This window comes from Mesorhizobium australafricanum, from assembly GCF_033977265.1.
In the GTDB taxonomy this organism is placed as follows: domain Bacteria; phylum Pseudomonadota; class Alphaproteobacteria; order Rhizobiales; family Rhizobiaceae; genus Mesorhizobium; species Mesorhizobium australafricanum.
The window spans coordinates 143,755-158,766 of sequence record NZ_JAVIIT010000002.1 but is presented as its reverse complement, the minus strand read 5'-3'; the positions used below and the strand labels follow the sequence as shown (position 1 = coordinate 158,766).

Below are 15,012 nucleotides of genomic sequence, written 5' to 3'. Positions count from 1 at the left end.
ACGAGAGGCAGCATGACGCGCGCTATGACGACCGAAGCCCCCGCTCTCGACAATCCAGATCCCAAGACCCTCGCCGAAGAGGTCTTGATGTCGCTCAAATACCGGGTCGGCAAGGACACCACCGTCGCCACGCCCTATGACTGGCTGACGGCCTCGATCAAGGTGGTGCGCGACCGCATCGTCGATCAGTGGATGCAGGCGACCAAGGAAGCCTACGACCAGCAGGAAAAGCGCGTCTATTACCTCTCGCTCGAATTCCTGATCGGGCGCCTGATGCGCGACGCCTTCTCCAATCTCGGCCTGATGGAGAACATGCGCGAGGCGCTGTCCTCGCTCGGCGTCGACCTCGACCTGATCGCGGGCCTCGAACCGGACGCAGCACTCGGCAATGGCGGCCTCGGCCGTCTCGCCGCCTGCTTCATGGAAAGCATGGCGACCGTCGATATCCCGGCCCATGGCTATGGCATCCGCTACGCCAACGGCATGTTCCGCCAGGAAATCCAGGGGGGCTGGCAGGTCGAGCTGCCGGAGACCTGGCTCGATCACGGCAATCCTTGGGAGTTCGAGCGGCGCGAGCGCTCCTTCGAGGTTGGCTTCGGCGGCTCGGTGGAATCGATCACCTCCAAGGACGGCCGGCTTGAACGCCATGTCTGGAAGCCGACCGAGCATGTCCTTGCCGTCGCTTACGACACGCCGGTGGCCGGCTGGCGCGCCAACCGCGTCAACACGCTCAGGCTCTGGTCCGGCATGCCGATCGACCCGATCCTGCTCGACAAGTTCAATGCCGGCGACCATATCGGCGCGCTGGCCGAAAGCAACAAGGCCGACGCGCTGTCGCGCGTGCTCTATCCGGCCGACTCCCACATGGCCGGCCAGGAACTGAGGCTGCGGCAGGAGTATTTCTTCTCGACTGCCTCGCTGCAGGACATCGTCCAGCGCCATCTCAGCCAGTATGGCGATCTGAAATCGCTGCCCGACAAGGCGGCGATCCACCTCAACGACACCCATCCCGCGGTCGCCGTGCCGGAACTGTTGCGGCTTCTGATGGATGTCCACGGCATGGACTTCGACCAGGCCTGGGACATCACCAAGCGCACCTTCGGCTACACCAACCACACGCTGCTTCCCGAGGCGCTGGAAAGCTGGCCGGTGCCGCTGTTCGAGCGCTTGCTGCCGCGTCACATGCAGATCGTCTACGCCATCAACGCGCAGGTGCTGCTCGAGGCCCGCGCCACCAATCAGTTCTCGGGCGAGCAGATCGCCCGGATTTCGCTGATCCAGGAAAATGGCGACCGCCGCGTGCGCATGGGCAATCTGGCCTTCGTCGGCTCGCATTCGATCAACGGCGTTTCGGCTTTGCACACCGAGCTGATGAAGGAGACGGTGTTCGCCGACCTCCACAAGCTCTATCCCGATCGCATCAACAACAAGACCAACGGCATCACGCCCAGGCGCTGGCTGATCCAGTGCAATCCGGGCTTGACCTCGCTTGCCAGAGAGGCGATCGGCGATCGCTTCATGGATGATATCGAGGCGATCAAGGATCTCGATCCCCTGGCCGAAGATGCCGCTTTCCGGGAAAAATTCGCCGGTGTGAAGCGGCAGAACAAGGCGCGGCTCGCCAACCTTGTCGCCGACCGGCTCGGCATCAGGCTCGACCCGTCGGCCTTGTTCGACATCCAGGTCAAGCGCATCCACGAATACAAGCGTCAGCTGCTCAACATCCTGGAGGCGATAGCGCTCTACGACCAGATCCGCTCGCATCCCGAGCGGGACTGGATGCCGCGCGTGAAATTCTTCGGCGGCAAGGCGGCACCCAGCTACCACAACGCCAAGCTGATCATCAAGCTGGCCAACGATGTCGCAAAGGTCATCAACGGCGATCCGTCGGTGCGCGGGCTGCTGAAAGTGGTGTTCGTGCCGAACTACAATGTCAGCCTGGCCGAGGTGCTGATGCCGGCCGCCGACCTCTCCGAGCAGATCTCGACCGCCGGCATGGAGGCCTCGGGCACCGGCAACATGAAGTTCGCGCTGAATGGCGCGCTGACCATCGGCACGCTCGACGGCGCCAATGTCGAGATCAAGGAACATGTCGGCGACGACAACATCTTCATCTTCGGCCTCACCACCGCGGAGGTCGCCGACCGGCGCGACAATGGCTACAATCCGCGTGAGGTCATCGAAGGGTCCCCTGAACTAGCGCAGGCTGTCGCGGCCATCTCCTCCGGCGTCTTCTCGCCCGACGATCCGGGCCGCTATCGCGACCTGATGAACGGCCTCTACCAGAGCGATTGGTTCATGGTGGCAGCGGACTTCGATTCCTACGCTGCCTGCCAGCGCGAGGTCGACGCCGTCTGGCGCAACAGCCCCGACTGGTACGCGCGCGCCATCCGCAACGTCGCCCGCGTCGGCTGGTTCTCGTCAGATCGTACAATCCGCCAATATGCGAAAGAAATCTGGAACGTGCCCGTCTGATGTGATTGCATGAGGTCACGAACAATGTGGTCCCGGTGCATGTCGCCCAAAGTGCGTAGCGGTTTTGGGGCAACGGCATGCACCAAAACAAGGATTGCGCATGTCGCCCAAGTGCCTAGCGGTTTGGGCAACGACATGCACAAAACAAGATAGCTCCCGGGGAGGGAACACCGCCTGATGAGGAAGCCGCGCGCGACCGCTGCGACAAGCGGGCCGGACGGACTGGCGCCAGCCGGCGATGTCGCGGCGATTGTCGCCGGAACGCATGGCGATCCTTTCGCGGTTCTGGGCGTGCAGGAAGCCGACAAGGGTTTCGTCGCCCGTTGCTTCGTGCCCAACGCCGAATTCGTCACTGCCTACACGCTGACCGGCAAGGAAGTCGGCGAGCTCTCGCGCCGCGACGATGCCGGCTTCTTCGAGGGCAAGGTCTCGATCCGCAAGCGCCAGCCGCTGCGCTACCACGCCAAAAATGCCGGCGGCGACTGGTGGCTGACCGATCCCTATTCCTTCGGCCCGGTGCTCGGACCGATGGACGATTACTATATGGCCGAGGGCTCGCATCTGAGGCTGTTCGACAAGCTCGGCGCTCACCTTGTCGATCATGAGGGCGCGAGCGGCGTGCATTTCGCCGTCTGGGCGCCCAACGCCAGGCGCGTCTCCGTGGTCGGCGCCTTCAACGACTGGGACGGCCGCCGCCACACCATGCGCGACCGCAAGGATACCGGCATCTGGGAGTTGTTCATTCCCGACCTCGGCGCCGGCAAGCCCTACAAATTCGAGATCATCGGGCCCGACGGCGTGCGCCTGCCGCTCAAGGCCGATCCGTTCGCCTTCGAGTCGGAGTTGCGCCCGGCGACCGCCTCGGTGACGGCGCCGCCGCTGGCCCATCAGTGGGGCGACGAGGCGCATCGCAGCTACTGGCGCAAGGCCGATCCGCGGCGCGAGGCGATGTCGATCTACGAGGTCCATGCCGGCTCCTGGCAGCGCCGCGACGACGACACGTTCCTCTCCTGGGACGAGCTTGCCGCGCGGCTGATCCCTTACGCGGTCGACACCGGCTTCACCCATATCGAGTTCCTGCCGATCTCGGAGCACCCCTACGATCCGTCCTGGGGTTACCAGACCACCGGCCTCTACGCCCCGACCGCCCGCTTCGGCGATCCTGACGGCTTCGCCCGCTTCGTCGACGGCGCGCATCGCGCCGGCGTCGGCGTCATCCTCGACTGGGTGCCGGCGCATTTCCCGGTCGACGAGCACGGGCTTGTCCATTTCGACGGCACCGCGCTCTATGAGCATGCCGACCCACGCCAGGGTTTTCATCCCGACTGGAATACCGCGATCTATAATTTCGGCCGCCGCGAGGTGGTGTCGTTCCTCGTCAACAACGCGCTGTTCTGGGCCGAAAAATACCATGTCGACGGCCTGCGCGTCGACGCGGTCGCCTCGATGCTCTACCTCGATTATTCGCGCAAGGCGGGCGAGTGGATCCCCAACGAGAAGGGTGGGCGCGAGAACCTGCAGGCCGTCAGTTTCCTGCAGAAGATGAACAAGGAGCTCTACGGCCACCATCCCGGCGTGATGACGATCGCCGAGGAATCGACCTCATGGCCGAAAGTGTCGCGGCCCGTGCACGAAGGCGGCCTCGGCTTCGGCTTCAAGTGGAACATGGGCTTCATGCACGACACGCTGGAGTACCTTTCCAAGGAGCCGCTCTTCCGCAAGCACCACCACAACGACGTCACCTTCGGCCTGATCTACGCCTTCTCCGAAAATTTTGTGCTGCCGCTCTCGCATGACGAAGTCGTGCACGGCAAAGGCACGCTGCTCAACAAGATGGCCGGCGACGACTGGCAGAAATTCGCGACGCTGCGCGCCTATTACGCCTTCATGTGGGGCTATCCCGGCAAGAAGCTGCTGTTCATGGGCCAGGAATTCGCCCAGCGCCGCGAATGGAGCGAGGAACGCGCTCTCGACTGGAACCTGCTCGAATTCGCGCCGCACCGCGGCGTCTGGCAGACGGTGCGAGACTTGAACTACCTCTACCGTTCGCGCCCGGCGCTGCACGCGCGCGACTGCGAGCCGGAGGGCTTCTCCTGGCTGATCGTCGACGACCGCGACAACTCGGTCTTTGCCTGGCTGCGCAGCGCGCCGGACGGCAACCCGATCGCCGTCATCTCCAATTTCACGCCGGTGCCGCGCGAGAACTATCGCGTGCCGCTGCCGAAGGCGGGAAAGTGGCGCGAAATCATCAATACGGACGCTGCCGTCTATGGCGGCTCCGGCATGGGCAATGGCGGCACGGTCGAAGCGAGCGGGGAAGGGGGCGGCGCATCGGCGACGATGCTTCTGCCGCCGCTGTCGACGATCATGCTGGAATTCGTCGCGGACTGAAGCAGATGATGTCTCACCTCGCTTAAGTTTTGGTCCGGGCAGCTTGTTTGGGAGGGTAACAAAATGGCAGAGATCAAGAGAACCCAGCCGCTGGCGCGCGACGCCATGGCCTATGTGCTGGCCGGCGGCCGCGGCAGCCGCCTCAAGGAGCTGACCGACCGGCGCGCCAAGCCCGCCGTCTATTTCGGCGGCAAGACGCGCATCATCGATTTCGCGCTCTCCAATGCGCTCAATTCCGGCATCCGCCGCCTCGGCGTCGCCACCCAGTACAAGGCGCATTCGCTGATCCGCCACCTGCAGCGCGGCTGGAACTTCCTGCGGCCCGAGCGAAACGAGAGCTTCGATATCCTGCCCGCATCGCAACGCGTTTCGGAAACACAATGGTATGAAGGCACGGCCGACGCCGTCTACCAGAACATCGACATCATCGAGGCCTATGGGCCCGAATACATGGTCATCCTCGCCGGCGACCACATCTACAAGATGGATTACGAGCTGATGCTGCGCCAGCATGTCGACGCCGGCGCCGATGTCACCGTCGGCTGCCTGGAAGTGCCGCGCATGGAGGCGACAGGCTTCGGCGTCATGCATGTCGACAAGAAGGACAACATCATCGCTTTCGTCGAAAAGCCGGCCGATCCGCCCGGGATTCCGGACAAGCCGGAATTCGCCCTGGCGTCGATGGGCATCTACGTCTTCAAGACCAAGTTCCTGATGGAGCAACTGCGCCGCGACGCCGCCGAGCCCGGCTCCAGCCGCGACTTCGGCAAGGACATCATCCCCTACATCGTCCAGCACGGCAAGGCGATCGCCCACCGCTTCGCCAAGTCCTGCGTGCGCTCCTCGCATGAGTCCGAGCCTTACTGGCGCGACGTCGGAACGGTGGATGCCTATTGGGAAGCCAATATCGACCTCACCGACATCACGCCCGAGCTCGACCTCTACGACCGCGACTGGCCGATCTGGACCTATGCCGAATTGAAGCCGCCGGCAAAGTTCGTGCATGACGAGGACGGCCGCCGCGGCGAGGCGATCTCTTCGCTGGTGTCGGGCGACTGCATCGTCTCCGGCGCCACGCTGCGCCGCAGCCTGATCTTTACCGGCGCCCGCATCAATTCCTATTCCAAGCTTGAGGAAGTGGTGATGCTGCCCGACGTCCAGGTCGGCCGCAACGCGCGCCTCAAGCGCGTCGTCATCGATCACGGCGTGCAGATTCCGGAGGGGCTGGTGGTGGGCGAGGACCCGGCGCTCGACGCCAAGCGTTTTCGCGTTTCGGAGAAGGGCATCTGCCTGATCACGCAGGATATGATCAACAAGCTGTCGACCTGATAAGGTCGATCAACAAGCTGTCGATCTGATCAGCAAGGTGTCAGTTTTTTGGCAAGCTGCCAACCTGACCAGGTCGATCAACAAGTTGTCACTTTGACCTGTCACTTTGAGATCGGAATGTGGAGCGCATGCAGGTTCTCTCGGTCACGCCCGAAATCTTTCCGCTGATCAAGACCGGCGGGCTTGCCGACGTGACCGGCGCCTTGCCGATCGCGCTTGGCCCCAAGGGCGTGGCGATGCGTACGCTGGTACCCGGCTATCCTGTGGTGATGGCGGCCTTCACCAAGAAGAAGGCCGTCTACCAATATCCGCTGCTGCAGGGCGGCAAAGCCTCGATCCATGCCGTCAAGATCGGCGACCTAGACCTCTTCGTTTTGGACGCGCCGCATCTCTTCGATCGCCAGGGCGGCCCTTACGGCACCGCTTCCGGCGCCGACTGGCCGGACAATTGGCGGCGCTTCGCTGCGCTCAGCCAGGCCGGCGGCGACATTGCCGGCGGCGCCATCTCCGGCTACCAGCCCGACATCGTGCATGCCCATGACTGGCAGTCGGCGATGACGCTTGCCTACATGCGCTACGGCAAGGCGGTCGGCGTGCCGTCGCTGATCACCGTGCACAACCTTGCCTTCCAGGGCCAGTTCGGCGCCGGCATCTTCGGCGAGCTCGGCCTCCCGGCCGTCGCCATGCAGCTCGACGGCGTCGAATATTATGGCGGCGTCGGCTATCTGAAGGCCGGCCTCCAGGCCGCCTGGGCGATCACAACGGTGAGCCCGACCTATGCGCAGGAAATCCGCTCGCCGGAATTCGGCATGGGCCTCGACGGGCTGATCAACATGCGCGCCACCGATCTCCACGGCATCGTCAACGGCATCGATGTCGACATCTGGAACCCCGAGACGGACAAGCATCTGGTTGCCAGTTATTCCGCCGATACGCTTCAGGCGCGCGCCAAGAACCGCAAGGCGGTCGAGGATCGCTTCAGCCTCGAGGTCGACGGCAGTCCGATCGTCTGCGTCGTCAGCCGGCTGACCTGGCAGAAGGGCATGGACATCCTGGCCGCCGTCGTCGACGGCATCGTCGCCGCCGGCGCGCGCCTGGCGATCCTGGGCTCGGGCGACGCCGGCCTCGAAGGCACGCTGCTCGCCGCCGCCGCCCGCCATCGCGGCCGCGTAGGCGTCGTCGTCGGTTATGATGAGGGGCTTTCGCACGTCATGCAGGGCGGCTGCGACGCCATCGTCATCCCGTCCCGCTTCGAGCCCTGCGGGCTGACCCAGCTTTATGGCCTGCGCTATGGCTGCGTGCCGGTCGTCGCCCGCACCGGCGGCCTCGCCGACACCATCATCGACGCCAATGAAGCTGCGTTGACAGCCGGTGTCGCCACCGGCTTCCAGTTCGCGCCCAACAATGGCGGCGCGATGTTGCATGCCATCCAGCGTCTGGTCGAGGTTCACGCCAGGCCGGCTATCTGGGCCTCAATCCAGCGCCAGGGCATGAAGGCCGATGTCTCGTGGGACAAGAGCGCCGAAAAATACGTCGAACTCTATCGCTTGCTGCTTTCGAAAAGGGCTGCCTGAGGCATGATAAAAACCGTCCCCACCAAACCCTATCCCGACCAGAAGCCAGGCACCTCCGGCCTGCGCAAGAAGGTGCCGGTCTTCCAGCAGGAGCACTATGCCGAGAACTTCATCCAGTCGATCTTCGATGCGCTGGACGGGTTTCAGGGCAAAACGCTGGTGATCGGCGGCGACGGCCGCTTCTACAACCGCGAAGTCATCCAGAAGGCCATCGCAATCGCCGCCGGCAACGGCTTCGGCAAGGTCATGGTCGGCCAGGGCGGCATCCTGTCGACGCCGGCCGCCTCCAACATCATCCGCAAATACAAGACCTTCGGCGGCATCATCCTGTCGGCCAGCCACAACCCGGGCGGTCCGCATGAGGATTTCGGCATCAAGTACAATGCCGGCAACGGCGGCCCGGCGCCGGAGAAGATTACCGACGCGATCTTTGCCAAGTCGAAGGAGATCAAGAGCTTCAAGATCGCCGATGTCGGCACCGTCGATATCGACACGATCGGCACCGTCAAGGCTGGTGACATGACGGTCGAGATCTTCGATCCGGTCAAGGATTACGCCGAACTGATGGAAAGCCTGTTCGATTTCGATGCGCTGAAGAAGCTCTTCAAATCGGGCTTCCGCATGCGCTTCGACGCCATGCACGCGGTGACCGGTCCCTACGCCAAGGAGATCTTGGAACACCGGCTCGGCGCGCCCAACGGCACCTGCCGCAACTTCACGCCGCTGCCGGATTTCGGCGGCCACCACCCGGACCCGAACCTGGTGCACGCAAAGCACCTCTATGACGAGATGATGGGGCCGGACGCGCCGGACTTCGGCGCGGCCTCCGACGGCGACGGCGACCGCAACCTGATCATCGGCAAGGGTATCTTCGTAACGCCGTCGGATTCGGTGGCGATGCTTGCCGCCAACGCCAGCCTGGCGCCAGGCTACAAGGACGGCTTGAAAGGCATCGCGCGTTCCATGCCGACCAGCGGCGCTGCTGACCGCGTCGCCGAAAAGCTCGGCATCGGCATCTACGAGACGCCGACCGGCTGGAAGTTTTTCGGCAACCTGCTCGACGCCGGCATGGCGACGATCTGCGGCGAGGAAAGCGCCGGCACCGGCTCCAACCATGTGCGCGAGAAGGACGGGCTATGGGCCGTGCTTCTGTGGCTCAACATCCTCGCCGCGCGCGGCGAGAGCTGCAAGCAGATCGTCACTGAGCATTGGGCGACTTACGGCCGCAACTATTATTCGCGCCACGACTATGAGGAGGTCGAAAGCGATCGCGCCAACGCGCTGGTCGACGAATTGCGCGCCAAGCTCGGCTCGCTGCCCGGCACGAGCGTGCGCGGCCTCAAGATCGCCAAGGCCGACGACTTCGCCTATCACGACCCGGTCGACGGCTCGGTGAGCAAGAACCAGGGCATCCGGATCCTGTTCGAGGGCGGTTCGCGCGTCGTCTTGCGCCTCTCCGGCACTGGCACGTCCGGGGCGACGCTGCGCGTCTATATCGAGCGCTACGAGCCGGACAAGGTGAGGCACGATCTCGACACCCAGGAAGCGCTCGCCGATCTCATCGCCGCCGCCGACGACATCGCCGGCATCAAGAGCCACACCGGCCGCAACAAGCCGAGCGTGATTACTTGAGGGTGGGGGCGCGCGCCTTTCCTTCCCCCCTTGTGGGAGAAGGTGGATCGGCGCGCAGCGCCGAGACGGATGAGGGGTGTTGGCCGGATCGCCGCCGGCGCCAAGCTGGAGCACCCCTCATCCGTCGCCTTCGGCGACACCTTCTCCCACAAGGGGAGAAGGGGAAGCCTGCATGACCCTCGGCGCCACCATCACCCCCGAAGGCATCCGCTTCGCCGCGTGGTCGTCATCGGCGAGACGCCTCTGGGTCTCGCTTTTCGACGACAGCGGCACGCGCGAAATCGACCGGCTGGAGCTGACGCCGCAAGGCGATGGGGTGCATGCGCTCCTTCTCCCCGGCCTTGGCGACGGCACGCGTTACGGCTTTCGCGCCGACGGCGACTATGCGCCGGAGCGCGGCCTGTGGTTCGACCCGAACAAGCTTCTCACAGACCCCTATGCCGTCGAGCTCGATCGTCCATACCAATACCATTGGCGGCTCGCCGCCAAACGCAATGAAGGCGCCGACACCGCCCCGCTGATGCCGAAGGCGATAGCGCGGTCCCTGCCCAAGCCGGTGCCGGCCATGCCTGCTCTCTTTCAGCCCGGCGGCCTGATCTACGAGCTCAATGTCCGGTCCTTCACCAAGCTGCATCCGGATGTCCCGGAGGCGCAGCGCGGCACAATCCAGGCGCTCGCCCATCCGGCCGTCATCGAGCACCTGAAGCGTCTTGGTGTCTCCGCCGTCGAACTGATGCCTGTCACGGCGTCGATCGACGAGCGGCACCTGCCGCCACTGGGGCTGACCAATGCCTGGGGCTACAACCCCGTCACCTTCATGGCGCTCGACCCGCGCCTTGCGCCCGGCGGTATCGAGGAACTGCGCGATACCGTCGCCGCGCTGCGCAAGGCGGGCATCGGCATCATCCTCGACCTCGTCTTCAACCACACCGGCGAGAGCGACCGGCTCGGCCCGACGCTGTCATTGCGCGGCCTCGACGCTCAAGCCTATTACCGGCATCAGCCGGACGGCAGGCTGGTCAACGACACCGGCACCGGCAACACAATCGCCTGCGATCATCCGGTCGTGCGCGAGATGGTGCTCGACACGCTCCGCCACTTCGTCCGCTTCACCGGTGTCGACGGCTTCCGCTTCGATCTGGCGCCGGTGCTCGGACGCGTCGACGGGGCATTCGATCCGGAAGCGCCGCTGCTTCAGGCCATCGCCGGCGATCCCGTGCTCGCCGATCGCGTGCTGATCGCCGAGCCCTGGGATATCGGTCCGAGCGGCTACCAGCTCGGCAATTTCCGGCCGCCATATCTGGAGTGGAACGACCGCTACCGCGACGATGTCAGACGCTTCTGGCGCGGCGATACCGGCGCGATCGGCGCTTTGGCCACCCGGCTTGCCGGGTCCTCGGACGTTTTCGGCAGGGAAGGCCGGCCGGCGAGCCGGACGGTCAATTTCATCGCCGCGCATGACGGCATGACGCTGGCCGACATCGTCGCCTATGAGCGCAAGCACAACGAGGCGAATGGCGAGCAGAACCGCGACGGCCACAACGACAACCTGTCCTGGAACAACGGCACCGAGGGCGAGACGGACGCCGCCGCGATTGCCAGGACCCGCTTCGGCGACCAGTGCGGGCTGCTGGCGACGCTTTTTGCCTCGCGCGGCACCATCATGCTGACCGCCGGCGACGAATTCGGCCGAACGCAGAAGGGCAACAACAACGCCTATGCGCAGGACAACGCCATCACCTGGCTCGACTGGGCCGGCCGCGACCAGGCGCTGGAGCAATACGTATCGTCGCTGGCCTCGCTGCGCCGCGCCTTTCCGGCGTTGGCGGATATACGCTTCCTGACCGGCGAGCCCGCCGACGGATCGGAAATCCCCGACGTAGCCTGGCTGACCGAGGCCGGCGCGCCGCTCGGCGAGTCCGACTGGAACGACCCCGGCCGACATCGCCTCGTCATGCTGCTCGGCGATGCCGAGGGCGGACGCCTGGCTGTCGTGATCAACGGCGACCGCCGCCAAAGCGTGTTCAGCCTGCCGGCGCGGGACGGGTTTGAATGGCGCTCGGCAATCGAGACGCAGCCGGTCGACCTGGCGCGGCCCCTGCCTGGCCGCAGCGTCAATTTCATCATCGAGGGTCGGGTAGATCGGATAACGAGAGATCGAGCGAGGAAGGGTTCGTGATGGCTGGCGACAATCCCGAACAAGGAGCCGAATGGTGGCGCGGCTGCGTCATCTACCAGGTCTATCCACGCTCCTTTCAGGATACGAGCGGCGACGGCAGCGGTGATTTGAAGGGCATCGCCGCGCGGCTCGCCCATATCGCTTCCCTCGGCGTCGACGCGGTCTGGCTATCGCCCTTCTTCAAGTCGCCGATGGCCGACATGGGCTACGATGTGTCGGACTATCGCGACGTCGATCCGATGTTCGGCGGCATAGAAGATTTCGACGCGCTGGTCGCCGAGGCGCATCGGCTCGGCCTGAAACTCATCATCGACCAGGTGATCTCGCACTCTTCCGACAAGCATGAATGGTTCGTCGAAAGCCGGACCAGCCGCGACAATGCCAAGGCCGACTGGTACGTCTGGGCCGACGCCAGGCCGGACGGCAATGCCCCCAACAACTGGCTGTCGGTGTTCGGCGGCCCGTCCTGGGAATGGGACGCCACCCGCCGGCAATACTACATGCACAATTTCCTCGCCGCGCAGCCGGATTTGAACTTCCACAATGCGGATGTTCAGGATGCGCTTTTGGACACCGTGCGCTTCTGGCTGGAGCGCGGCGTCGACGGCTTTCGTCTGGATACCGTCAACTACTATGTCCATGACCGCTGGCTGCGCGACAACCCGCCTTTGGCGTCAAGTGTCGCCGGCACCAACGGTTCGACCAGCACCTACGCCTTTCAGGAGCATCTCTTCGACAAGACGCGTCCCGAAAACCTCGATTTCCTGAAACGCTTCCGCGCGCTGCTCGACGAGTATCCGGACCGCGCCGCGGTCGGCGAGGTGGGTGACGAGGAGCGTTCCTTGCAGACGCTCGCCGCCTATGTTTCCGGCGGCGACAAATTGCAGATGTGCTACACATTCGACCTGCTCAGCCCGCAATTTTCCGCCGCTCATATTCGCGGCTGCGTCGAGGCGTTCGAGAACGCCGTCGCCGACGGCTGGGTCTGCTGGGCCTTCTCCAACCATGATGTCGTGCGCCATGTCAGCCGCTGGACCCGCCCCGGTGGAAACCCGGATACGGTGGCCAAATTCGCAATCGCGCTGCTTGCCTGCCTGCGCGGCTCGATCTGCCTCTACCAGGGTGAAGAGCTTGGCCTCGAGGAGGCTGAACTCGCCTATGAGGATCTGCGCGATCCCGTCGGCATCCGCTTCTGGCCCGGCGTGAAGGGCAGGGACGGCTGCCGCACTCCGATGGTTTGGCAAGCGGACGCGGAAAATGCCGGCTTCTCCACCGGCAAGCCATGGCTGCCGGTGCCGCAGGCGCATCGTGCGCGTGCAGTCGACGTTCAGGATGGACAGGATGGTTCCGTCCTTTCCGCCTATCGCTCGATCCTGGCGCTGCGCAAGCGCCATCCGGCGCTCATCGGCGGCTCGATCCGGTTCCTTGATGCCGAAGGCGATCTGCTGGCCTTTGTCCGCGAGGGCGGCGGAGAAAGGCTGCTCTGCGTCTTCAACTTCGCCGGCGAACCGGCAGGCTGGACACTGCCGTCGGAGTTCGAGCGGATCGAAGCGATCGACCTTGCGGTCGACGCGCCCGGCTCTCTCCAGGAGGCGGTGATCGCACTGCCGCCGCTCGGTTGTTTCCTCGCGCGGATTGCTTACTGAACCAGCACCGAGCGTCCGCAGGTCGCGCCGGTCACGCGCACATCGGCCTCGCCGACATGGACGCCAAGTGCCCCAAGCACGTTGTAGACCAGGTCGTCGACCGGCGCGGTCACGCCGTTGAGCAGCGTCGTCACCGCCGGCTTCACCGTGCCGAGCAGGGCGGTCACGTCGAGGCCGAGGCCAAGCGCATTGACCGAAAGCGACAGGTTGTTGACCAGCGATGTCGTCAGCGACTGTGTCAGGTTCTTCGTGGACACCGTCTTGATCGCCTTGTTGGCGATGTCGTTGGCATTATAGGTCAGGGTGGTCGGCGCCATGTTGGTGATCGAAAAGGCCGACGATCCTTTGATCTGCAGCAGGTTGAGGTTGATCAGCAACAGCTTGAGGCTGACATCCGCGATCTCGGCGTCGGAGAAGGATTGCGGCTTGGCGAAGTCCGCGAAACCGCTGGCGCTGCTGTTGGCCAGATGAGCCTCGACGACACCCGGTTGCGCCGCGATCGAAACCTTGATGCTGGAGGGGCCGGTCGGACAGCTTATATCGGTCAGCTTGGCTTCCGCATAGGCGACCTCGACATTGAGCGGCAGGTTGACGGCAAGCAGATTGATGCCGCCGCCGAGATTGGAATTGCCGAGGGTGACGCTGGCGTTGAGCTTGATGCGCGTCTGCGCAGTGCGCACCACGGTGCCTGCTTCTCCCACCGCCAGCCAGGCCGAGTTCTGCATAGGCTCGCCGATGGCAATGGCAAGCGTCGTCGATGCCAGCCCCGGTACGGTGGCGCCGAGATTGACAGCGACCTGGTTCGTGCCGTTGGCAAGGGCTGCCGCCGCGGTCAGCATGCTGAGCGCGCTGGCATCGACCGACAGCCCGGCGGGTTTTTGTCCGAGGCCCAGGCTGCCCACCGAGCCCAGGTCGACGAGACTGCTGAGCGGAATCTTGACGGTATTGGTGGCGCTGGAGGCCATGGTCTGCAGTGCGATCTTGGCCGTGCGGTCCAGCCCCGGCACATTGGCCATGGCGGTGGCGATCTGTCCGATCGTTGCCTTCGAGGCGAGCACGTCGGAATAGCTCACGCCAGTCAGATGCAATTGCGTCGCCAGCGCATCGGTGAAGGAAAGAACATCGACATCGGCTGAGATCAGCGAATTGTAATCCATCACGCTAAGCGAGATGTTGCTGCCGAGAAGGCCGCCGAGAAGCGCGTTGAGAATTCCGCCATTGAGGCTGGCGAGCCGCGACCCGACCGAAAAAGCGGCCTGCGGTTGGGCGCTGGCGATGGCGCTCGTCCCGAGCGTTGGCGGCGACATGATCGAGCCGGCGAAATAGAGCGTGCCTTGCTTCCTGAGCGATACCTGGACGGCATTGTAGGGGAGCTTGCCGGCCTCGAACCGGGTGCCGGCGGCAATGGTGCTGACGCCCGTGTAGCGCCCCGGCACGACCTGGACGACGGCCTTGGTGGCGGTTGGCGTCACGGTCGTGCCCTGTTGCTGCACCGCGACCGAAGTGATGCCGTTGTCGCTCAGCGTCGTCAGCACCGCCTTCTGGGCATTGGTGATGTTCGAGGCCGCGGTGATGGCGGCAAGGTCGACGATCGATTGCGCGGCGCGGCGCTCGTTGTAAAGTGAGCCCTCGTCGATCGCGAAAGCGGTCAGCGCCAGAGCCACCGGTGTGCACAGCGCCGTCATGATGGCGAAATTGGCGCTCCGGTCGGCGAGCAGCCGTCGCGTCGCCGCCTTAAGAGCAATTCCAGGAAAAGTGTGAAACGGTTTTCCGTCCGGAATTGCGT

Annotated in this window: 8 protein-coding genes; 7 read left to right on the top strand and 1 reads right to left on the bottom strand. The window is 64.4% G+C overall.

Features of this window, described 5'->3' with window-relative positions; genetic code table 11:
• The first annotated feature begins 12 nt into the window (after positions 1-12).
• The 7 genes from RFM98_RS04240 (at position 13) to bglA (ending at position 13,226) form a co-directional block, all read left to right on the top strand.
• The gene (locus RFM98_RS04240) at positions 13-2,475 is read left to right on the top strand and encodes a glycogen/starch/alpha-glucan phosphorylase (protein WP_320307665.1); all 2,463 of its coding nucleotides are present in this window, start codon (positions 13-15) and stop codon (positions 2,473-2,475) included.
• 177 nt (positions 2,476-2,652) lie between these two features.
• Positions 2,653-4,866 (top strand): 1,4-alpha-glucan branching protein GlgB, encoded by a 2,214-nt coding sequence (gene glgB / locus RFM98_RS04235; RefSeq protein ID WP_320307664.1) that lies wholly within the window; start codon positions 2,653-2,655, stop codon positions 4,864-4,866.
• Positions 4,867-4,929: 63 nt separating this feature from the next.
• Positions 4,930-6,195 carry a glucose-1-phosphate adenylyltransferase gene (gene glgC, locus RFM98_RS04230; RefSeq protein ID WP_320307663.1) on the top strand — a complete coding sequence of 422 codons (1,266 nt, stop codon included), beginning with the start codon at positions 4,930-4,932 and terminating at the stop codon, positions 6,193-6,195.
• Between the two features lie 128 nt (positions 6,196-6,323).
• Positions 6,324-7,769 (top strand): glycogen synthase GlgA, encoded by a 1,446-nt coding sequence (glgA, locus tag RFM98_RS04225; protein ID WP_320307662.1) that lies wholly within the window; start codon positions 6,324-6,326, stop codon positions 7,767-7,769.
• Positions 7,770-7,772: 3 nt separating this feature from the next.
• On the top strand, positions 7,773-9,401 hold the full coding sequence (locus RFM98_RS04220) for an alpha-D-glucose phosphate-specific phosphoglucomutase (protein WP_320307661.1): 1,629 nt from the start codon (positions 7,773-7,775) through the stop codon (positions 9,399-9,401).
• 172 nt (positions 9,402-9,573) lie between these two features.
• A complete protein-coding gene (gene glgX / locus RFM98_RS04215; protein ID WP_320307660.1) occupies positions 9,574-11,580 on the top strand; it encodes a glycogen debranching protein GlgX in 2,007 nt (668 codons plus the stop codon).
• Positions 11,580-13,226: a beta-galactosidase BglA gene (bglA, locus tag RFM98_RS04210; RefSeq protein ID WP_320307659.1), complete on the top strand. Its 1,647-nt coding sequence runs from the start codon at positions 11,580-11,582 to the stop codon at positions 13,224-13,226. Before glgX ends, bglA begins: the two co-directional genes overlap by 1 nt.
• On the opposite strand, the gene RFM98_RS04205 is transcribed toward bglA, so the two are convergent.
• A complete protein-coding gene (locus RFM98_RS04205) occupies positions 13,220-14,911 on the bottom strand; it encodes a TadG family pilus assembly protein (protein WP_320308127.1) in 1,692 nt (563 codons plus the stop codon). The genes bglA and RFM98_RS04205 overlap by 7 nt on opposite strands.
• Positions 14,912-15,012: the final 101 nt, after the last annotated feature.

Excerpts from the sequence above, each read along its gene's own strand:
- glgC (WP_320307663.1), top strand. The coding sequence starts at position 4,930 with ATGGCAGAGATCAAGAGAACCCAGCCGCTGGCGCGCGACGCCATGGCC.
- glgA (WP_320307662.1), top strand. The coding sequence starts at position 6,324 with ATGCAGGTTCTCTCGGTCACGCCCGAAATCTTTCCGCTGATCAAGACC.
- glgX (WP_320307660.1), top strand. The coding sequence starts at position 9,574 with ATGACCCTCGGCGCCACCATCACCCCCGAAGGCATCCGCTTCGCCGCG.
- bglA (WP_320307659.1), top strand. The coding sequence starts at position 11,580 with ATGGCTGGCGACAATCCCGAACAAGGAGCCGAATGGTGGCGCGGCTGC.
- RFM98_RS04240 (WP_320307665.1), top strand. The coding sequence starts at position 13 with ATGACGCGCGCTATGACGACCGAAGCCCCCGCTCTCGACAATCCAGAT.
- glgB (WP_320307664.1), top strand. The coding sequence starts at position 2,653 with ATGAGGAAGCCGCGCGCGACCGCTGCGACAAGCGGGCCGGACGGACTG.
- RFM98_RS04220 (WP_320307661.1), top strand. The coding sequence starts at position 7,773 with ATGATAAAAACCGTCCCCACCAAACCCTATCCCGACCAGAAGCCAGGC.
- RFM98_RS04205 (WP_320308127.1), bottom strand. The coding sequence starts at position 14,911 with ATGACGGCGCTGTGCACACCGGTGGCTCTGGCGCTGACCGCTTTCGCG.